General features: G+C 62.4%; 19 protein-coding genes. 13 read left to right on the plus strand and 6 right to left on the minus strand.

Annotated elements, in window-relative coordinates; all coding sequences use genetic code 11:
* Window positions 1–10 precede the first annotated feature (10 nt).
* The 3 genes from M2427_RS27280 to M2427_RS27290 all read left to right on the plus strand — a co-directional run bounded on the left by M2427_RS27280 (window position 11) and on the right by M2427_RS27290 (window position 2,819).
* A complete protein-coding gene (locus tag M2427_RS27280) occupies window positions 11–502 on the plus strand; it encodes a MarR family transcriptional regulator (protein ID WP_280710064.1) in 492 nt (163 codons plus the stop codon).
* Window positions 503–650: 148 nt separating this feature from the next.
* Window positions 651–2,342, plus strand: a complete 1,692-nt coding sequence (locus M2427_RS27285) for a benzoate-CoA ligase family protein (protein WP_280709969.1) — start codon at window positions 651–653, stop codon at window positions 2,340–2,342.
* A 21-nt stretch (window positions 2,343–2,363) separates the two neighbouring features.
* A complete protein-coding gene (locus tag M2427_RS27290; RefSeq protein ID WP_280709970.1) occupies window positions 2,364–2,819 on the plus strand; it encodes a RidA family protein in 456 nt (151 codons plus the stop codon).
* A gap of 7 nt (window positions 2,820–2,826) precedes the next feature.
* Here M2427_RS27290 and M2427_RS27295 read toward each other — a convergent pair whose 3' ends face one another.
* Window positions 2,827–3,555, minus strand: coding sequence for a CBS domain-containing protein (locus tag M2427_RS27295; protein WP_280709971.1), 729 nt, complete (start codon window positions 3,553–3,555; stop codon window positions 2,827–2,829).
* A 206-nt stretch (window positions 3,556–3,761) separates the two neighbouring features.
* Between M2427_RS27295 and M2427_RS27300 the strand changes: the two genes are divergently transcribed.
* On the plus strand, window positions 3,762–5,606 hold the full coding sequence (locus M2427_RS27300) for an alpha/beta fold hydrolase (protein WP_280709972.1): 1,845 nt from the start codon (window positions 3,762–3,764) through the stop codon (window positions 5,604–5,606).
* Here M2427_RS27300 and M2427_RS27305 read toward each other — a convergent pair.
* Both M2427_RS27305 and M2427_RS27310 read right to left on the minus strand, forming a co-directional pair.
* Window positions 5,603–6,577 (minus strand): CHAD domain-containing protein, encoded by a 975-nt coding sequence (locus M2427_RS27305; protein ID WP_280709973.1) that lies wholly within the window; start codon window positions 6,575–6,577, stop codon window positions 5,603–5,605. The two genes, M2427_RS27300 and M2427_RS27305, sit on opposite strands and share 4 nt — an antisense overlap.
* A 25-nt stretch (window positions 6,578–6,602) precedes the next feature.
* A complete protein-coding gene (locus tag M2427_RS27310) occupies window positions 6,603–8,126 on the minus strand; it encodes a bifunctional aminoglycoside phosphotransferase/ATP-binding protein (RefSeq protein ID WP_280709974.1) in 1,524 nt (507 codons plus the stop codon).
* A 190-nt stretch (window positions 8,127–8,316) separates the two neighbouring features.
* Between M2427_RS27310 and M2427_RS27315 the strand changes: the two genes are divergently transcribed.
* Both M2427_RS27315 and M2427_RS27320 read left to right on the plus strand, forming a co-directional pair.
* Window positions 8,317–9,153, plus strand: coding sequence for a universal stress protein (locus M2427_RS27315; protein ID WP_280709975.1), 837 nt, complete (start codon window positions 8,317–8,319; stop codon window positions 9,151–9,153).
* 69 nt (window positions 9,154–9,222) lie between these two features.
* Window positions 9,223–11,913: a bifunctional acetate--CoA ligase family protein/GNAT family N-acetyltransferase gene (locus M2427_RS27320; protein WP_280709976.1), complete on the plus strand. Its 2,691-nt coding sequence runs from the start codon at window positions 9,223–9,225 to the stop codon at window positions 11,911–11,913.
* A 10-nt stretch (window positions 11,914–11,923) separates the two neighbouring features.
* Here the strand turns inward: M2427_RS27320 and M2427_RS27325 are convergent, their stop codons facing one another.
* Window positions 11,924–12,412, minus strand: a complete 489-nt coding sequence (locus tag M2427_RS27325; RefSeq protein WP_280709977.1) for a phage holin family protein — start codon at window positions 12,410–12,412, stop codon at window positions 11,924–11,926.
* Window positions 12,413–12,688, minus strand: coding sequence for a hypothetical protein (locus M2427_RS27330; RefSeq protein WP_280709978.1), 276 nt, complete (start codon window positions 12,686–12,688; stop codon window positions 12,413–12,415). It lies immediately after the preceding gene.
* Between the two features lie 165 nt (window positions 12,689–12,853).
* Between M2427_RS27330 and M2427_RS27335 the strand changes: the two genes are divergently transcribed.
* Genes M2427_RS27335 through M2427_RS27345 form a run of 3 tightly spaced genes read left to right on the plus strand, consistent with a single transcriptional unit; the run spans window position 12,854 to window position 15,870 of the window.
* On the plus strand, window positions 12,854–13,990 hold the full coding sequence (locus M2427_RS27335) for an ABC transporter permease (protein WP_280709979.1): 1,137 nt from the start codon (window positions 12,854–12,856) through the stop codon (window positions 13,988–13,990).
* 2 nt (window positions 13,991–13,992) lie between these two features.
* On the plus strand, window positions 13,993–14,763 hold the full coding sequence (locus tag M2427_RS27340; protein ID WP_280709980.1) for an ABC transporter ATP-binding protein: 771 nt from the start codon (window positions 13,993–13,995) through the stop codon (window positions 14,761–14,763).
* A 3-nt stretch (window positions 14,764–14,766) separates the two neighbouring features.
* On the plus strand, window positions 14,767–15,870 hold the full coding sequence (locus M2427_RS27345) for an MlaD family protein (RefSeq protein ID WP_280709981.1): 1,104 nt from the start codon (window positions 14,767–14,769) through the stop codon (window positions 15,868–15,870).
* Between the two features lie 11 nt (window positions 15,871–15,881).
* Here M2427_RS27345 and M2427_RS27350 read toward each other — a convergent pair whose 3' ends face one another.
* On the minus strand, window positions 15,882–16,199 hold the full coding sequence (locus M2427_RS27350) for a cytochrome c (protein ID WP_280709982.1): 318 nt from the start codon (window positions 16,197–16,199) through the stop codon (window positions 15,882–15,884).
* A gap of 155 nt (window positions 16,200–16,354) precedes the next feature.
* Here M2427_RS27350 and M2427_RS27355 point away from each other — a divergent pair, with 155 nt between their 5' ends.
* The 4 genes from M2427_RS27355 (at window position 16,355) to M2427_RS27370 (ending at window position 19,795) form a co-directional block, all read left to right on the plus strand.
* On the plus strand, window positions 16,355–17,068 hold the full coding sequence (locus M2427_RS27355; RefSeq protein WP_280710065.1) for a helix-turn-helix domain-containing protein: 714 nt from the start codon (window positions 16,355–16,357) through the stop codon (window positions 17,066–17,068).
* 97 nt (window positions 17,069–17,165) lie between these two features.
* Complete coding sequence (locus M2427_RS27360; RefSeq protein ID WP_280709983.1) at window positions 17,166–17,294, plus strand: hypothetical protein; 129 nt, start codon at window positions 17,166–17,168, stop codon at window positions 17,292–17,294.
* A gap of 225 nt (window positions 17,295–17,519) precedes the next feature.
* Window positions 17,520–18,248, plus strand: coding sequence for a Crp/Fnr family transcriptional regulator (locus M2427_RS27365; RefSeq protein ID WP_280709984.1), 729 nt, complete (start codon window positions 17,520–17,522; stop codon window positions 18,246–18,248).
* Between the two features lie 575 nt (window positions 18,249–18,823).
* On the plus strand, window positions 18,824–19,795 hold the full coding sequence (locus tag M2427_RS27370) for a TRAP transporter substrate-binding protein (protein ID WP_280709985.1): 972 nt from the start codon (window positions 18,824–18,826) through the stop codon (window positions 19,793–19,795).
* Window positions 19,796–19,844: the final 49 nt, after the last annotated feature.

Consider the following 19,844-nt stretch of genomic DNA (forward strand, 5'->3'; position numbering starts at 1 on the left):
TTGCATCGAGATGCTCGATTCCGAGACCAAGGCCACGGAAACTCCGGAGGACCACGCCGACGAGCTGCGGCTGTGGTTGCGCCTGCTCACCTGCACGACCCTGATCGAGGGTGAGGTCCGCGGCCGGTTGCGGGAGCGCTTCGACGTCACGCTGCCCCGTTTCGATCTGATGGCACAGCTCGACAAGGCGCCCGATGGCATGACGCTGTCGGATGTTTCCAAGCGCATGATGGTGTCCAACGGCAATGTCACCGGCCTCGTCGAGCGCCTCGTGGAATCCGGTCATCTCGACCGTCGCACCTCGGAAACCGACCGCCGCGTCCAGGTGATCCGCCTCACAAAGCTCGGTCGCGCCGAATTTCGTCGGATGGCCTCGGAACACGAGACCTGGATCGCAGACCTCTTCGCCGATTTGACGCCGAAAGATGTGCGCGAACTGATGCGGCTTCTCGCCAAGACCAAGGCGTCGGCGCAGAAATCGGCCGCGCGCCGCCGGCCCTAAGTCCGCGGGGCGGCCAGCCCCCGAATCCCTTCTGCCGCAGGAAAATGCATGGGATGCCCAAAATCCGCTATTGCGCCAAATTGTTTTAAGCCTAAAATGTTTTCCAGTGAGTGCTGCCGGGTGCTTTCCATGCGCAAAGGAGCGTGCGATGGCCAACGCCGCCAAGGTTCAAGTGACGGGCTCGTGTGACGGCAACGCCGTGACCGCCCATGTTGACACGTTTGCGCGGCAACATTTGCCGCCGCCTGATCTCTGGCCGGAGTTCATCTTCACGCGGCCGGAGTTGCTCTATCCTCCGAGGTTGAACTGCGTCAGCTATTTCCTGGATCGCTGGGTCGAGCAGGGGCACGGTGATGCGCCTTGCGTCATCAGTCCCACAGTCAGCTACACCTATCGCGGCCTGCAGGCGCTCGTGAATCGCATCGCCAATGTGCTGGTCGGCAAGCTTGGTCTCGTCACCGGCGGACGCGTGCTGCTGCGTTCCGCCAACAGCCCGATGATGGTTGCGGCCTATCTCGCTGTGATCAAGGCCGGCGGCATTTGCGTGGCGACGATGCCGCTGTTGCGCGCCAAGGAGTTGTCCTACCCGATCCAAAAAGCGGAGATCACGCTCGCGCTGTGCGACGGAAAACTCTCCGACGAGATGGAAAAGGTGAAACTGGCTGCGCCAGGTCTCAAGCATGTGGTCTATTGGGGCAGCGGCGCGCCCGACTCGCTTGAGGCGCTGATTGCTGATGCGAGCCCTGAGTTCGAGGCGGTCGATACGGCTTCGGACGACATCTGCCTGATCGCCTTCACGTCGGGCACGACAGGCGATCCCAAGGGCACCATGCATTTCCACCGGGACATGCTGGCTGTGTGTGACGGTTATGCGCGCAACATCTTGCGGGCCGAGCAGAAGGATCGTTTCGTCGGCTCGGCGCCGCTTGCCTTCACTTTTGGCTTTGGCGGCGTGCTATTCCCCATGCACATCGGTGCCTCTTTCGTCGTGCTGGAGAAGACGACGCCCGATGACATCCTGACGGCAATTGAACAATACAAGGCCACGGTCTGCTTTACGGCACCGACCGCGTATCGCGCGATGATCGGCAAGCTTCCGGGCCGCGACATCTCCTCGCTGCGTAAGTGCGTCTCCGCCGGCGAGACGCTACCCAAGCCGACATTTGACGCCTGGCTCAAGGCCACGGGCATCAAGCTGATGGACGGTATTGGTTCGACCGAGCTGCTGCACATCTTCATCAGTGCGACCGAGGACGAAATCCGCCCCGGCGCGACCGGCAAGCCCGTACCGGGTTATGAAGCCAAGATCGTTGACGACGACGGCAACGATGTGCCGGCTGGCACGATGGGGAAGCTCGCGGTGCGTGGGCCGACCGGCTGTCGCTATCTCGCCGACGAGCGGCAGCGGAAATACGTCCAGAACGGCTGGAACATCACCGGCGACACCTACCTGATGGATAGCGACGGCTACTTCTGGTACCAGTCGCGATCCGACGACATGATCGTGTCATCCGGGTACAATATCGCGGGTACCGATGTTGAAGCAGCGCTGCTCACGCATCCGTCGGTCGCCGAGTGCGGCGTCGTCGGCGCGCCGGACGAGGCACGCGGGATGATCGTGAAGGCCTTCGTCATTGCCGCGCCCGGTGTGACGCCGGATGCCAAGCTCGCAGCCGAGCTGCAGGAGCACGTCAAACGCGAGATCGCGCCGTACAAATATCCGCGCGCGATCGAGTTCGTGACGCAGCTGCCGAAGACCGAGACCGGAAAATTGAAACGTTTCGCCTTGCGGCAATTGGCGCAGGCGGCGGCGACGTCCTCGGGCGTCGCTGCAGAATGAGATGAGGATCAAGAATTGTCCGTGACGACGCCGAAAGGCCCCCAGCTTGCGGTGCTGCCGACCGACGATAACGAGACCCGCGCGAAGGCGCAGGTGCTCCAGCCCTCCGGCTGGCCGATGCCGAAGGGCTATGCCAACGGCATTGCCGCCGAGGGACGCATTGTTGTGACTGGTGGCGTGATCGGCTGGGATGCCGAGGAGCGCCTTGCGGACGGCTTTGTCGCACAGGTTCGCCAAACCCTGAGCAACATCGCCGAAATTCTTGGAGAGGCCGGTGCGCGGCCCGAGCATCTGGTGCGCCTAACTTGGTATGTCGTCGATATGGAAGAATACCTGACGAACCTGAAGGAACTCGGCAAGATCTACCGTGCTGTCTTTGGCGCGCATTATCCAGCGATGGCGCTGGTTCAGGTGGTGCGTCTCGTCGAGAAAGCGGCGCGCGTCGAGATCGAGGCCACCGCGATCATTCCACGCTGAATCGTCCTCAGCTCGCCTTGGAGAGATTTTCGTCCTCAGGCGAGTTCAGATACACGCCCGACAAGGTGTCGACCCAGCACAGATGATCGTGCACTTTCTTGACGCCTTCGACGTTCTCGGCGGCAACGATCGCCGCCTGCCGCGCCCGCTCCTCGGTGATGACCCCACTGAGGTGAACGATGCCATCGCGAACGATGACGTTCAGCCCGAACGGGCACCAATCATTCTTCTCCATGGCGTCGATGATGCGACCGCGGATGTGATCGTCGTCTGCGGTAGGATCCGGCACTTCGCGCGCGAGACCAGCCACCGCCTGTAGCAGGTTCGCCCGCGACACGATGCCGACGACCTGATCGCCGCGAACGACCGGCAGGCGCTTCACGTTGTTCCGCTCCATCAAGTCAACGATCTCGGCGAGTGCCGTATCTTCGGTGATGGTAATGGGCGAGGAGGTCATCACCTCCGAAACCTTGCGGCCGTGCTCGTGGACGAACTCGCCGGCCGATTTGCCCGCACCGAGAATGAATCGCAGCCAGCGGCCGCGCCTGCGTCCGGTGCCGATTTCGCTGCGGCGGATGAAGTCACCCTCCGAGACCACGCCGACCAACTTGCCGCTGTCGTCGACCACGGTGAGGCCGCTGACGTGACGCTTCAGCATGATATTTGCGGCTTCGACGATGCTGGTGTCGGGGGTAACCGAGATGACCGACCGGGTCATGATCTGGTGGGCGCGCATGGACTACTCCGCTGGCTTGTCGAATTTCGTTGGGGAATCTCTAAATCAAGCTTCGCTGTGCGGTTTGACGTAGGTCAAGCGGATGAGGTTGGCTCTTCTTGGTGAAGCGATCGTGATCGGCCTCGGGAATTGATGCAGCTCAACGTCTTTGAAGCGGCTGGCCCTATCTTGCCGCCGACAGACCAGATGCGAGTGGGAATCCTTCGATGAGCGTCGTTCAAATCCTTCCTCGGACCGAAGAGCCGGTGTTGCCGGCGCTCCGCGTCGAACCCGTCGCGGACGTCGTTCCCGCGGCGACTCGTGACGAACCGATCGCCGAGAAGCCGTCCGCCAAGCCGGTGTCGGAATCTTACCCCTTCGACCGCTCGTTCCACGCGATGTTGGCGCGGTTCACAAGTGGAATCTCGCCGGCGGCCTTGTTGCTGGCCTGGCTCGATTGGAGCATCCACCTTGCCGCCGCGCCACAGCGTCGAACGGAGATCGCAAGCGATATCCTTCGCGATACTGGCCGCTTTCTGGAGGCTGCTGCGCACGCGATGTCTCCGGGCCAAAAGCCCTGGTCCGTGATCCGGCCGGTGGGACGAGACCGTCGTTTCAGGGAACCGCAATGGGAGGCCGCACCGTTCAATGTTCTTGCGCAGGCGTTTCTGCTCGGCGAGCACTGGTGGCACGATGCGACGACAGGGGTGCGTGGCGTCTCGCGGGCGAACGAGGCCATTGTCGAATTTTCGGTACGCCAGATGCTGGACATGCTGGCGCCCTCGAATTTCGCGCTGACCAACCCGGAAGTGCTGGAGAAAACCTTTCAGAGCGGTGGCGAGAACTTCTTCTTCGGCTGGCAGAATTGGTGTGGCGACTTGATGCGGATGCTCTCGGTCGCAGAGTCCGCCGGCAATAATCAATTTGTCGTCGGCCAGACGGTTGCGGTGTCGCCCGGCAAGGTCGTCTACCGCAACGACCTGATAGAGCTGATCCAGTATTATCCGACGACTGCGAAAGTGCGGCCCGAGCCGATCCTGATCGTGCCGGCCTGGATCATGAAATACTATATCCTTGATCTGTCGCCTGATAATTCGCTGGTCAAATATCTCACCGACCAGGGCTTCACCGTATTCGCGATCTCGTGGCGCAATCCGGACGCCAGGGATCGGGACGTCGCCTTCGACGACTACCGCAAGCTCGGCGTCATGGCCGCGCTGGATGCCATCACCCGAATTGTGCCGAGCCAGAAGGTCCATGCGCTCGGCTATTGTCTGGGCGGCACATTGCTGTCGATCGCTGCTGCCACGATGGCGCGCGACGGCGACGGCCGTCTCGGTACCATCACTCTGCTCGCCGCGCAGACCGACTTCACCGAGGCCGGCGAACTGACGCTCTTCATCAATGAAAGCCAGGTTGCCTTCCTCGAAGACATGATGTGGCAGCGAGGCTATCTCGATACGGCAAAGATGGCTGGTGCGTTCGCGCTGCTGCGCTCGAACGATCTGATCTGGTCGCGGCTCTCGCACGATTATCTGATGGGCGAGGCTGCACCGTCGAGCGATCTGATGGCCTGGAACGCAGATGCGACGCGATTGCCCTATCGGATGCATTCGGAGTATTTGCGCAAGCTGTTCCTCGACAACGATCTCGCCGAGGGACGTTACATTGTCGAGGGCAGGAGCATTTCGCTGTCCGACATTCATACACCCATGTTCGTGGTCGGCACGCTCGCCGACCACGTGGCGCCGTGGCGATCCGTGCACAAGCTTCACTACCAGGTCGATGCCGACCTGACCTTCCTGTTGACCAGCGGCGGTCACAATGCCGGCGTCGTCGCGCCGCCCGACGAGCCCGGACACAGCTATCAGGTGATGACCAAGCCCGAGGATGCGCCCCATGTCGGCCCGGATGAATGGCTGAAGCTGGCGCCGCGCTCAGAGGGTTCGTGGTGGCCAGAATGGACCCGCTGGCTCGCCGCGAAATCCGGAGAGGTCGGTCATCCGCCGCAGATCGGATCTGGAGACGTCGATACCCTGCCAGATGCACCCGGCGATTACGTCCGCACCTAGTCCTCCGGCTCCGCGTCCGGTGTCAAATCAGAGGAGCAGAATGGCTTGGCTTTGTCGAGCTTGCGATAGGCAGTCCACGCGGTTCGCAGCAGCTTTTTCTCCCGCTTGCGGTCGAGAAAGCGAATGTCAGCCTCGGGAACGGTTTTGTACAAGGACGCTGCCAGGGCTTGCCCTCGCGCATCGTCGTTCAACTGTCCAAGGGACTTCTGGGCCCTGCGCAATTGCTTGAGGATCGCCTTCAGCTTGGTCAGCGACTTGTCGGAGAATAGGTCTTCCAGCGACTCGATCGAATAGGTCAGTCGCTTGTTGAGAATCCGCAGCTTGTGCCGCTTTTCGACGCCAAGCTTGCGCAGCTTTTTGGCTTTCCTGAGCAGAGTCCTTTCCCATCCGGTCAGCTGGGCCGTCGCGTGGTCGGCGAGCGGGCAGCGGCGCAGCCTGATGGCCACTTTGCTGCGGCGCGTCGACCAGGGGCCGCTCTCGATCCAGCTCGAGGTCTGTTCGACCAGCCGGCGATATCGTGCCGACTGCAGCGCGCGAGCCAGCAGGCGATGGCTCTCGGCGCGCTTCTCGTCCCAGTGCTGGAGTTCGGCGATCACCGAGAGCTCGCCGCTGGTCTCTGCCACGATGCGTTCAATGGCGACGTCGAGGTCACGCACCATGCCGAGCTGGTTATTCAGCCACTTCAACTCGGCCCAGACTTTGGGACGCAACACATCGTCGACCATGGGCGAGAAGAAGCGAATCGTGGTCCGCAAATGGGTCAGGGCGATTCGAATCTCGTGCAGCGCATCCGGATCGCCACGGCAGGTGCCGTCATGCTGGGCCAGGACCGCCGCGAGGTGACGGCGTGCGATGATCCGGAAGGCTGTGTCGCAGGCCATGCCGGGGCTGAGACGGCCGGGCAGCGTATTGCGGCTCGCCGCCGGTTTGGGACGGGCGGTCGACGTCGAATTCGTGGTGGGTCGCGCCATCCTAACCCGAGCCAATCAGATTGCCTTATTTGCCCTCAGTGACCGCGTCCCGGCAGCCCTGGAGCGTCTGCGCTTGTGTTCCGGATGCATCGATCATGGTCCAACCGATATGGCCGATATTATAGTGCTCTTGCAACGCGGCAACCTCTTGCGTGGCATCGGATGCATCGCCGCGGCGACCGCCGATTCGGGCCTGCCGGGTCGCCAGATCTGCGACCAGGAATAAGCCGGTGAAGCGCACGTTGCTGTCCCGGGCGAGACTGGCGAAGGCGTCGCGCTCGACATCGCGAGCGAACACGCCGTCGACGATTGCCGAATGGCCTTGGGCCAGCACGCGGTGGGCGCGCTCGGCCAACGTCGCGTAAACGCGCTCCGCAAGCTCCGGCGTATAGGCGGACGGCGGAAGGCGCTCCATATCGACGACCCCCAACATCTGCTTGCGAATGACGTCGCTGCGTAGCACCACGGCGCCCGGTTGTGGTGCGACGCTTGGCGCGAGCGCGCGCGCCAGAACCGTCTTGCCGGTGCCGGACAATCCGCCCACGGCGATCAGACGCGGAGCGGGAGGCGCGATCAGCGTTCGGGCCAGGTCAAAATAACTACGCGCCTCGCCGAGAATGCCGGCCTCGTTGGAATGAGTGGGATTCAGCCGCGCCAACGCCACCTGGGCTCGGATCGCCGCGCGGATCGACATGAACAGCGGCAAGGCCCCAAGCGCGTCGAGATTGTCGATAGGCGTCGCGGCAAGATATCCGTTCAAGACAGCGTTGGCTGCCAGCGTTTGATCGTGGCGTAACAGATCCATCAGGGTGAAGGCGAGGTCATAGAGCACGTCGACAGTCGCCATCTGTGCGTCGAACTCGATGGCGTCGAACAGCACGGGCTGCCGCTCGATCAGAACAATATTTGCAAGATGCAGGTCGCCGTGGCAGCGGCGTACGAAACCTCTTCGGGCGCGCTCTTCGAGCAAGGGGCGGGCGCGAAGGAATGCGGCGCGCGAGGACTGCGCGAGCTGCTCGATCTCTGCAGTTGGAAAATGATTGCCGGTGTGCAAGCCATTGCCGTTGCCGTCGATCAGGGCAGGGATGGAGGACACCCATACCGTGCCATCGGCGGGTATCGCGGCGGCATGCGAAGCCGCGATGGCGTCGGCAATGGCCGACGCAAGATCCGCATCGAACGATGCGGCCTTTGCCAGATGGTCCAGCGTCCGACTCTCGTCGAAACGTGACATGTCGACGGCATATTCGATCGGACGACCACGGCCTTCGATTGCTATTGATCCATCCGGCTCCTCCGTGATGGCCACGATACGATGATAGATTTGGGGTGCATGCGGCCGGTTGATCCGGATTTCCTCTTCGCAGGCGGCCTTCCGCTTCTCGAGTGTCGAATAGTCAAGAAACGGATACTTGACCGCCCGCTTGATCTTCAGCGCGCGCGTTCCGTCAAGGAAAACCGAGGCTGCGTGCGTATCGATTCGCTTCACGCCGGCATGAGTGCTCAATGCCGCAAAGATCCGTTCCTGGGTCGCAGAACTGTCTATCATTCCTGCCAGCATATTACAGATGAAGGCGCCAAACGGTTTCAAACCAGGATAATTCCTAAGCCGGGATCACGACCGGTCCTTGACTTCCGTCAAGGCCTGTCGTGGGCTGGAGAAGCGGAGTTTTCCCGGCTTGAGGAGGATCAAGCGGCTGGAGCAAGGGCGGCCTATTCTGGCCCGTAAGGAGAATCCGATGCCCATCAAGGATGTCTTTCTGCCGCTATTCGGCGAGCCGCGTGATCCCACCCTGGCTGCGATCGGGAAGTGCGTGGCCGTTGCCGCCGATCTCGGCGCCAGGATCACCGGGCTTGCGCTCGAGGACGACGTTTTCGTGCGCCCGAAGCCGGTGTTTCCCGATGATCCGGAGCCCACCGACCTCGGCCTTCGCGAAGCGGGCGACATGCAGCAGCTCCTGAACGCATTCACCAATGCGGCTTCTCGTGTCGGCATTCGCGCGCAGAGCCGTTCAGGCAGGGTACCGGCGGACGAGATCGCATTGACCCTGGCCGAACATGGACGCTTTAGCGATCTCACCCTGATCCCCGTGAAACCGCACGACAGCAAGACCGAGAACATCGTTGAAACGTTCCTGTTCCAATCTGGCCGGCCCCTGCTGCTCTGTCCGGAACAGCATGTTGAAGCGTTGCGGCCGGAGTTCGAGAATATCGTGATTGCGTGGGACCATTCGGCGCGCGCTGCGCGGGCGGTCGGTGACGCATTGCCAATCTTGCAAGCTGCCGCCGTGGTGCGCGTCGTCACGGTGACGGACGACAAGGACGAAGCGATTACGCAGTCCGGTACCAGCCTCGTCCATCATCTCAGGGAGCACGGGATCTATGCGTCCTTCGAAACCGTGGACGCCGGTGGCAGTTCAATCGGCAAGGTGTTGGGAAGCTTCGCGCAGTCCCATGCTGTCGATGCCATCGTCATGGGCGCCTACCATCATTCGCGCCTGAACGAGACCGTCTGGGGCGGTGTGACCAAGACTGTCATCGGCCAGCCACCGTGCTGGGTGATGATGTCTCACTAGGGACGCGTTTCAAACCCGCATCCGGGTTGGCTTCTGTCGGACCTGTTGCCCGAACGGACGAATATAGTCATGTCGACTTACCGCCTGAAAAACGTGCTATCGCCAAGATCTGTCGCGCTAGTCGGCGCAAGCTCTCGCCCGGTCTCTGTCGGGCGCGCGGTCCTGGAGAACATTCGTAAGGCTGGATTCAAGGGGCAGTTTGGCCTGGTGAACCCGCGCCATGCCGAGATCGGCGGCATGGCTGCAGCGAGTAGCCTTGCGCAATTGTCCTTCGTGCCCGAGCTCGTTGTCGTCACCGCGCCAGCGCGTGAGATCCCTGATATCATCGACCAGGCCGGCCGTCGCGGCTCGGCCGGTGCCTTGATTATCTCGGCCGGACTTGGCCATGGCCCGGGATCCTTGCAGGAGGCCGCCATCGCTGCCGCCCGCAATCATGGAATGCGGCTGATTGGTCCCAATTGCCTTGGCATCATGATGCCCGGCGCAAACCTCAATGCGAGCTTCGCCGCACACACGCCTGCGGCAGGAAACCTTGCTTTGATTTCGCAATCGGGCGCGATCGCGGCCGGCATGGTGGATTGGGCCGCGCAGCGCGGCGTCGGCTTTTCGGGCATCGTCACGATTGGCGACCAGATCGATGTCGACATTGCGGATCTGCTCGACCATTTCGCGATGGACCACAACACCCGCGCGATCCTGCTCTATATCGAGGCGATCAAGGACGCACGGAAATTCATGTCGGCGGCGCGCGCGGCTGCGCGCGTCAAGCCCGTCGTGGTGGTGAAGTCCGGCCGCATGGCACAGGGTGCGAAGGCGGCCGCGACGCATACCGGAGCGCTCGCTGGCGCCGACGCTGTCTATGATGCAGCCTTCCGCCGCGCTGGCGTCCTTCGGGTGTCGGATCTGCGCGAGCTGTTCGATTGTGCCGAAACGCTCGGCCGGATCGGATCGCCGGCGGGAAAGCGCCTCGCCATTTTGACCAATGGCGGCGGCATAGGCGTTCTGGCCGTCGACCGGCTGGTCGACCTCGGCGGACTCCCGGCACCCATGACACCGGAGACACGTGCGAAGCTCGATGCTGTGCTGCCGTCGACCTGGTCCGGCGCCAATCCCGTCGATATCGTCGGAGACGCCGATGCGTCGCGTTATGCCGCAGCGCTGGAGGTGTTGCTCGACGATCCCAGCAATGATGCAATCCTCGTGCTGAACGTACAGACCGCGATCGCATCGGCTGCAGCGATCGCGACAACCGTGACGGAGCTCGTCGTCAAATATCGCGAGAAGCACCGCAGTTGGGCCAAGCCCGTGCTCGCCGCCTGGGTCGGAGCCGATCAGGAGATCATTGCGACGCTGTCCGGCGCCGGCATTCCGAACTATCCGACCGAAGACGACGCGGTGCGTGGCTTCATGCATTTGGTCCGGCATCGCGAGGCGGTCGATGAGCTGAGCCAGGTTCCTCCGGCGATGCCCGACACCTTCGTGCCTGACGTCGCCGCGGCGAAGCAGATCATGACGAGGGCCATCGCCGACGGACGCAAATGGCTTGATCCGGTCGAGATCAAACATCTGCTCGGGTGCTATGACATCGCCATGGTGCCGACCTATGCAGCTGCAGATGCCGAGCAGGCGGTCGCGTGCGCGAATGAAATATTTGCGCAAGGCGCCACCGTCGTGCTCAAGATCATGTCGCGCGATATCGTGCATAAATCCGATGTCGGCGGTGTCGTGCTCAATCTGACCACGCCGCCTGCGGTGCGTGCGGCGGCGGCTGATATCCTCGCGCGGGCCAGGAAACTAAGGCCCGAAGCCCGCATCGATGGAGTCATCGTCCAGGCGATGGTCGTGAAACCCAAGGCGCGCGAGTTGATCCTGGGCCTCGCCGATGATCCAACCTTCGGCACCGTCGTCGTGTTCGGTCGCGGCGGGACGGCTGTCGAGATCATCAACGACAAGGCGCTGGCATTGCCGCCGCTGGACTTGCAGCTCGCCCGAGACTTGATCGGACGTACGCGGGTGTCGCGATTATTAGCTGCGTACCGGGACGTACCGGCCGTCAAGCAGGACGCCGTCGCCATGGTGTTGGTCAAGCTGGCGCAGATGGCGACGGACATTCCCGAGATCCGTGAGCTCGATATCAACCCGCTGCTCGCGGACGAAACTGGCGTAACGGCAGTCGATGCGCGCGTCGCGGTAGGGTCGCCACAGCGGAAATTCGCGGGCTCAGGCCCCGCCAACTTCGCTGTTCGTGCTTATCCGTCGCAGTGGGAGCGCCGCCTCACGCTCAAGGACGGTTGGCACATCTCGGTGCGCCCCCTCCGTCCCGAGGACGAGCCGACTATCCACGAATTCCTGCGTCACGTCACGCCAGAGGATCTCCGTCTGCGCTTCTTCGCCCTGATGAAGGAGTTCACTCATGAGTTCGTCGCGCGTCTGACCCAGCTCGACTATGCGCGCGCCATGGCGTTCATTGCGTTCGATGACAGCAATGAAATGGTTGGAGTGGTGCGGATCCACTCGGATTCGGTCTATGAGAGCGGTGAATACGCGATCCTGCTGCGGTCCGACCTCAAGGGCAGGGGGCTCGGCTGGGCCCTGATGCAACTGATCATCGAATACGCGAGGTCGGAAGGACTCAAGACCATCTCAGGCGACGTGCTCAAGGAGAACGTCGTGATGCTCGAGATGTGCAGGCAGCTCGGCTTCGAGGTGAAGCCGGATCCGACCGAACCCGATATCTGCGACGTCCGGCTGAGGCTCTGAGGCGCGCTGGTTATGGCCGTGCTTCGGACGTCGTGTCTGCGGAGGGATCTCTGGCCGTCTTTCGCATATTCTTGACGATGATCGCGATCAGCGGCACCAGGACAGGCACGATCGTGTTGAGCGGATGATGGACTGCGCCGGTCAACTGGGCCTGAAACGCTCGGGCTTCGACCTGAAGAGCTTCGATTGACGTATCGTGGATTTCATTGGCCAGTTCGATGTCGCGCCCCGAGGGCGCGCGTCCCGCGACGATGAACAGAACAACCGCGATGGTGAAATTGATCGCTCCGAGCGCGGCGGCCGCGGCGATCGCGCTCCAGATCTGGACCAGAGCGAAATAGGCGGAGAGCTCCAGCATAAGGAGCCCGAATGCAGCGATCAGTGCCGCGAAGGCGCGCAGGCCAAGTCCGACCAGCAAATGGCGCAGCCGGATATCCGCGATGATTCTGTCCGTGCGCCAAAGGGCGCGCAGATGTTTGACCACATTCTCTGTATTCACCTAGTGCCTCCTCAGCATGAAGCCGACGACCACGCCGAGCGCAAAGGCGGACGCGAGCGAGGCCACCGGGCGCTCCGTGACGAGATCATGGAGCTGCTCCTGTTCTTCGCTCACGGTCTCGCCCAGTTCGGCCAGCGCGGCCTTGATCTGATCGGCGAGAGCCTCGGTGCGGTCCTTCGATGTCTCGAACATCTCCGCGCCAGCGCTGCTCAGCAGACGCGTGACGTCGACCTTTAGTGCTTTCAGCTCGTCGCTCATTCTGGCGGTGTCGAACATTGGCGGTCTCCATTGGATGGCGCGAGCCTATGCGGGCGGTCCTGAGGGCCATTGATTTGCGTCAAGAGGAACGGACGCGAACTCATGTTTGAGGCAGGTCAATCGGGCCACCCGATCCCGGCCTAGAAGAACCGTTGGGGCTGGTCGTCCCATGAGGATATGCGCGTGAATTCGGAACCCCTGCTGCTGGCAACCCCGTCCGGAGATGGGATCAAGTTGCGACCCGAAGGGCCGTGGATTGCAGCCAATGTGTCAGTGCTCGAAACCCTGTGCCGATCGGTGGGCGCAGATGTCGATCGATCGCGACGTGTAACGCTGGACATGTCGGGTATCAGCGCGCTCGACACGCTCGGTGCCTGGATTCTGGAGAAACTGTCGCGCAAGGCTGCGTCATCCGGAAGGCTAGCTGAGGTGGTCGGTGTAGCCGATCATTTCAGCGGCCTGTTGGAGGAGGTGCGGCAGGTCAATCGTCACGCGCCGGCGCCGGCAGCTGCACCTAATCCGGTCCTGCTCAGGTTGACCGATCTCGGCAAGGCTACGGTCAGCGCCCGCGAAGACATCGCGATCTTCCTGCAAATGCTCGGCGCCTTGTTCATGGCGGTGGTCGGTGTCGTGCGCAGGCCCCGCGCGCTACGGTTGACATCACTGGTCTACCAGCTCAACCGAATCGGTTTTCAGGCGATTCCGATCATCGTGCTGATCACGTTCCTGATCGGCGCTATCATCGCCCAGCAGGGGTTCTTCCATTTCCGCAGGTTCGGCGCAGAATCATACACGGTCGATATGGTCGGCATCCTCGTCCTGCGCGAGCTCGGCGTCCTGATCGTCGCCATCATGGTCGCTGGCCGCTCGGGAAGCGCTTACACCGCTGAGCTTGGCTCAATGAAGATGCGCGAGGAGATCGACGCGCTCTCGACCATGGGGCTCGATCCCGTCGACGTCCTGATCTTGCCGCGCGTGGCCGCGCTCGTCATCGCGCTGCCCATCCTCGCTTTCATCGGATCGATGGCCGCTCTCTACGGCGGCGGCCTCGTCGCGCAGTTTTACGGCGACATGGGGCCGGCGATCTACATAGCCCGGCTGCATGAGGCGATCTCCGTCACCCATTTCGAGGTCGGCATCCTCAAGGCGCCGTTCATGGCGCTGGTGATCGGGATCGTTGCCTGCAGCGAGGGATTGCGCGTGAAGGGGAGCGCGGAGTCGCTCGGTCGGCAGACGACGACGTCGGTGGTGAAATCGATCTTCCTGGTGATCGTGCTCGACGGCCTGTTCGCGATCTTTTTCGCTTCGATCGGAATGTGACCATGCCCGAACAGCGAGAAGAGTTCGCGATCCGCGTTCGTGATCTCGTGGTCGGCTTCGGCCACCAAACCGTGCTCGACCATCTGTCGCTCGATGTCCGCCGTGGTGAGATTCTTGGGCTGGTGGGCGCGTCCGGTGGCGGCAAATCGGTGTTGATGCGCACCATCATCGGCCTCATCCCGCGTCGCAGTGGCGCTATCGAAATCATGGGGCAGCCGATCGGTGGAGCGCATGATCGCAGCACGGCCGCGACATGGGGCATCCTGTTCCAGCAGGGCGCGCTGTTCTCGTCGCTCACGGTCCGGCAGAACGTGCAATTTCCGTTTCGCGAAAATCTCGTGCTGTCGCCGGAGCTGATGGACGAAATCGCGATCGCCAAGCTCGAAATGGTCGGGCTGCGGGCGGAGGACGGCGACAAATATCCGTCAGAGCTCTCCGGCGGCATGACCAAGCGCGTCGCGCTTGCACGCGCGCTCGCGCTCGATCCGCCGATCCTGTTCCTGGACGAGCCGACATCCGGCCTTGATCCGATTGCCGCCGGCGATTTCGACGCGCTGATCAGGACGCTGCAAAAGACGCTGGGGCTCACCGTGTTCATGGTCACCCACGATCTCGCTAGCCTCAACACGGTCTGCGACCGCGTCGCCGCGCTCGCCGACGGCAAGATCGTGGCGATTGGCCCGATGCGTGAGCTGCTGCAATCCGAGCATCCCTGGGTGCGGGCCTATTTCCACGGCAAGCGCTCGCAGATGCTGCAACCACAGATGAGATGAAACATGGAAACCCGAGCTCCCTACGTGCTGGTCGGCACCTTCGTGCTCGCTGCGATCCTCGCGGTGTTCGGCTTCGTCTATTGGCTGAACAACACGGGCGGCATCGGGCCGCGCACGAATTACCATGTGCAATTCCAAGGGCCGGTGCCGGGCCTACTGGTCGGTGCCGGCGTGCTGTTCAATGGCATCCGCGTCGGTGAGGTGACGCAGCTTGGTCTCGCGTCTGACAATCCGCGTTTCGTCAACGCGACGATCTCCGTTGCCTCGGCAACACCGGTGCGTACCGATACCAAGGTCGGACTCGAGTTTCAGGGACTGACAGGCGTACCGGTGGTGACGCTGGAGGGCGGCATGATCGTTGCCAAGTCCGGCGAACCGCTGACCTTGATCGCCGAGGCCGGCGCGGGCCAAAGCATGACGCAGGCGGCACGCGAGGCATTGCGGCGGGTCGACACCGTGCTCGAGGACAATTCGGGTCCGCTCAAGGACACCATCGCCAATCTCAAGACATTCTCTGACGGCCTTGCGCGCAACACCGGCAAGATCGACGGCATTCTGGCGGGCCTTGAGAAGATGACCGGCGGTGGTGCGCCCGCGCCAAAAATCACCTACGACCTCCACTCGCCGAAGAATCTCGGGCCCGTCGGCAAGACGCTCTCCGCGTCGCTTGCCATCCCCGAGCCGACCGCAGTCGCGATGCTCCAGACGCAGCGTATGCTGTTCACCCCGGTTGGCGACGTCACGGGCTTTGCCGACTTCCTGTGGGCCGACAGTATTCCAAAGCTGGTGCAGGCGCGGCTGATCGACAGTTTTGAGAACTACGACATCGGACACGCCCCGCTACGGACGACCGACCTGGGGGCGGCGGACTATCAACTCCTGATCGACATCAGGCATTTCCGCATTGCAACTGAGGGCGAGCCGCGCGTCGAGATCGGACTGTCGGCGCGGATCGTCGACAAGAATGGCAAGGTGGTTGGATCACGTCTTATGGAGGCCAGCGAGAAGCTGGACAAGATCAATGCCGCCGCTGCGGTTGAAGCGTTCGACGCGGCCTTTGCGCGCATCGCCAGGGAGCTGATCGGCTGGACGGTGAACGCGGTGTGATGTTCCCGAGGCTACTCGAGCGTTTTGAGATAGGACAGAAGGTCGTGGATCTCGTCCGGCTCGAGCTCGAAAGCGGGCATGTCGGCGTGGCCGGTATAGATGCCCTCGGCGAGTGCTTCCTGAAGAGAGTCTATCGGGTAGCGCTGGTGCAGGGTCCTGAACGGCGGCGCGATCTTGAGCGGGCTTTCGGACCGACGGTCAATCGCATGGCAGCGCGCGCAGTTGGCGCGTGCATAGGCCTTGCCGCGTTGCGCAGCATTCGGTGCGGCGAGCGCAGGAGTAGTCAAGAGCAGCCCAATCAGGCCGTGGCGCAGCGCGGTTTGAAGCATGGAAATTGGCCCCGTCGAACCCTCGACGAAGAATAGGGCGGGATACAGGCGCCAAATTTGATCTGGGTCAATCGGCTTTGGCGGGTTGCAGTAAAATGCACGTGGCGCGGTGGACTCCCTCTGGTGCGGAGATTCGGCGACGCTTGGAGCGGTGGATGAAGGCTTCCGTGGCGATGATTGAACCGAACTGCCATTTTTGTAGCGACTGTGCGGTCCGCGGCTTCGCGGTTTGTGCGTCGCTGGACCCGGCCGAGCTCCGTGAGTTCGAGCATCTCGGGCGACGCGTTCATTTCGGTTCGGGAGAGACGGTGTTTTCCGAGGAGGACATCACGACCTCGTTCTACAACCTCCTCGAAGGCGTGATGCGGCTTTATAAGCTGCTGCCAGACGGCCGCCGGCAGATCGTCGGCTTTGCCTTGCCCGGCGATTTCCTGGGGATGAATACGTCCGGCCGCCACAATTTTTCGGCCGATGCGATTGGCGCGGTGACTGTGTGTCAGTTCGCCAAGGTGCCGTTCGGGCGCTTCATGGAGGAGCGGCCGCACCTGCTACGGCGGATCAACGAACTCGCCGTTCGCGAACTGAGCCAGGCACGCGACCACATGGTTCTGCTGGGTCGCCGGGCGGCGGACGAGAAGTTGGCAAGCTTTCTGCTCGGCTGGCGCCTGCGGCTGCAGTCGCTCAATGGGGTGTCGGATATGGTTCCGCTTCCAATGAGCCGGCAGGACATTGCGGACTATCTCGGCCTGACCATCGAAACGGTCAGCCGCACCTTTACCAAGCTGGAACGGCACGGGGCAATCGAGATCGTCCATGGCGGCATCAGCTTGCGCGATCCAGCACTGGTCGAGGCTTTGGCCGCGGCCTGAGTTCCGGCCTTGCCGGAGTCGCCGCTGATTTTTGATCGGGATCAATGACGACAGGTGCGCCTCGCCAATAAATGCCCGGAACAAAGCTGGGGAGGGCATGATGCCGACTGACGCGCTGCTGGTGACCATGGCCGTCGTGATCGTTTTTGTCGTATTCGCGGCAGCGCTGGCTTGGGCGGACCGACAAACCAGTGTGGGCAGGCCCGATTCGGACGCGAAGCGCTGAGATTCCTGCGATAACCATCGCATTCTGACGTGCGATCAGCCGGCCTATTGCTGCAACTCTGCATGGTTTGAATTGCATCGGCGCACCCTTCGGGTGCGATTCGCGGTGCGACCGGGGCATTTTAACCGCATTTGCATCAAACCGTGTCCGCGCTTTCCGGTTGAAAAGCCAGGCAACACTGACTACGCAGGAACTCCAGTGCCTCGCAGTCTCAGGAGTCCCGGCGTGCCTCAGGACAAGACCGGCGACCCCCGACAGTCGTCGGGCAACAAACTCTCGGTTCTGCGCAAGCACCCGATCTTCGCGGATCTGGATCCGGACGCGCTCGATCAACTGTGCCGCTACGCCAAGCACACCACGGTCAAGCGCGGGGCGACGATCGCCGCCAAGGGCGATCCCGGCAACAATCTGTTCGCAGTGATCACGGGAACAGTCAAAATATCCTCCTCGTCACCTGATGGTCGGAACGCCATTCTCAACCTGATCGGTCCCGGAGAGATCTTCGGCGAGATCGCCGTGCTTGATGGTGCGCCGCGATCGGCGGATGCCACCGCGAACACCAATTGCGAACTCTACATCATCGACCGCCGCGACTTCCTTCCATTCGTGAAGAGTCAGCCGGCCCTGGCGATGAAGTTCATCGAGCTGCTTTGTGCGCGGTTGCGCTGGACCAGCCAGCAGGTCGAGCAGGTGATCTTGCAGAATCTGCCGGGCCGGCTGGCGAGCGCGCTGCTCGGCCTTACCGAGGAGCGCAAGTTCGACTCCGGCAGCGGCACGCTCGCGATTACCCAGCAGGAGATCAGCGAGATGGTGGGCATGACGCGCGAGAGTATCAACAAGCAATTGCGCGCCTGGGCCGGCCGTAACTGGGTGCGGCTCGAGCACGGTGCCATCGTCGTGCTCGACATCGATGCGCTGCGCGAGCTTGCCGAGAGTGGCCTCGACGGCGAGTGAGCCTGGCCGCGCCAAGCCGTGATGATCGCGACCGCGCGCTGGCCGCCGTGGATATTTCGTAAAAGCAGAATATTTTGCCGATTGCCCTTCCCGGGGGGCTGGGGATCAATGCAAGTCCAGCATCGATCGATGCCGCATTTGGCTTGGACTCAGAATGTCGCCCGCCCTAGGGACGACGTTGGAGATATCGTGCCGGTATGCCGCGTTCAAAATGAATGAGGCCATCGTCTCGCCCGAACTCCAAGCCGCAACCAATAGCGGTCGAGCACAAGCCAGAGGAACGTCCATGGATACGATGAGCATCGTTACCGCGCATCCGGCGTTGGCCGATGGCGCGGCCCGATTGCCGGGGAGCCGGCACCTGCCGCACGGGTCTCCCGCAGGAGCGGGCGCGACGAGCACCGCACGGTCCCGGGCAGCGATCGTTAACCAGCCGAATCCACTCGGTCCCGCAGCGCTATCCTACGAAGGTGGTGCAGTTGCAACGCTTGACTTCACACCCGAAGTGGCGCGACGCAAGGTGGTCTGTAGCACCAGCCCAACGACGACATAATCAACTCAGGAGGAAGCCCCAGATGAAGACGATCATCGGTATCATCGCAGCCGCTACGCTGGCTGTCTCGGCGCCGTTCGCGACTGCACGCGATTTCCGCTCGGCCGACGTCCATCCGGTCGACTATCCGACCGTTGAAGCGGTCAAGTTCATGGGCAAGCAGCTCGCGACTGCGAGCGGCGGTAAGCTCGGCGTCAAGGTGTTTCCGAACGGCGCTCTGGGCTCGGAGAAGGACACTATCGAGCAGCTCAAGATCGGCGCGCTCGACATGATGCGGATCAACGCCTCGCCGTTGAACAATTTCGTACCGGAAACCGTCGCCTTGTGCCTGCCGTTCGTCTTCCGCGATACGCAGCATATGCGCACCGTTCTCGACGGGCCGATCGGCGATGAGATCCTTGCGGCCATGGAGCCGGCGGGTTTGATCGGCCTCGCTTACTACGACAGCGGCGCCCGTTCGATCTACACCGTCAAGGCGCCGATCAAGTCGCTCGCGGACGTCAAGGGCCTGAAGATCCGCGTCCAGCAGTCCGACCTCTGGGTCGGCATGATCCAGAGCCTCGGCGCCAATCCGACGCCGATGCCGTATGGCGAGGTCTACACCGCGCTCAAGACCGGCCTGGTCGATGCTGCCGAGAACAACTGGCCCTCCTACGAGTCCTCGCGTCATTTCGAGGCCGCCAAGTTCTACAACGTCACCGAGCACTCGTTGGCGCCGGAAGTCCTCGTGATGTCCAAGAAGGTCTGGGACACGCTGACCAAGGAAGATCAGGCGATGATCCGCAAGGCCGCAAAGGAATCGGTGCCGGTCATGCGCAAGCTCTGGGACGAACGCGAGCAGGCGTCCCGCAAGACCGTCGAAGCCGCCGGCGTTCAGGTCGTCACGGTCGCCAACAAGCAGGAGTTCGTCGACGCGATGAAGCCGGTGTACCAGAAGTTCGCCGGTGATGAGAAGCTCTCGAGCCTCGTCAAGCGCATCCAGGATACCAAGTAAGAGCACGAGGGACCGGGTCCGGCATCGCCTCTGCGCGGCGCCGGATCCT

The organism is Bradyrhizobium sp. BR13661, from assembly GCF_029892425.1.
Classification (GTDB): Bacteria; Pseudomonadota; Alphaproteobacteria; order Rhizobiales; family Xanthobacteraceae; genus Bradyrhizobium.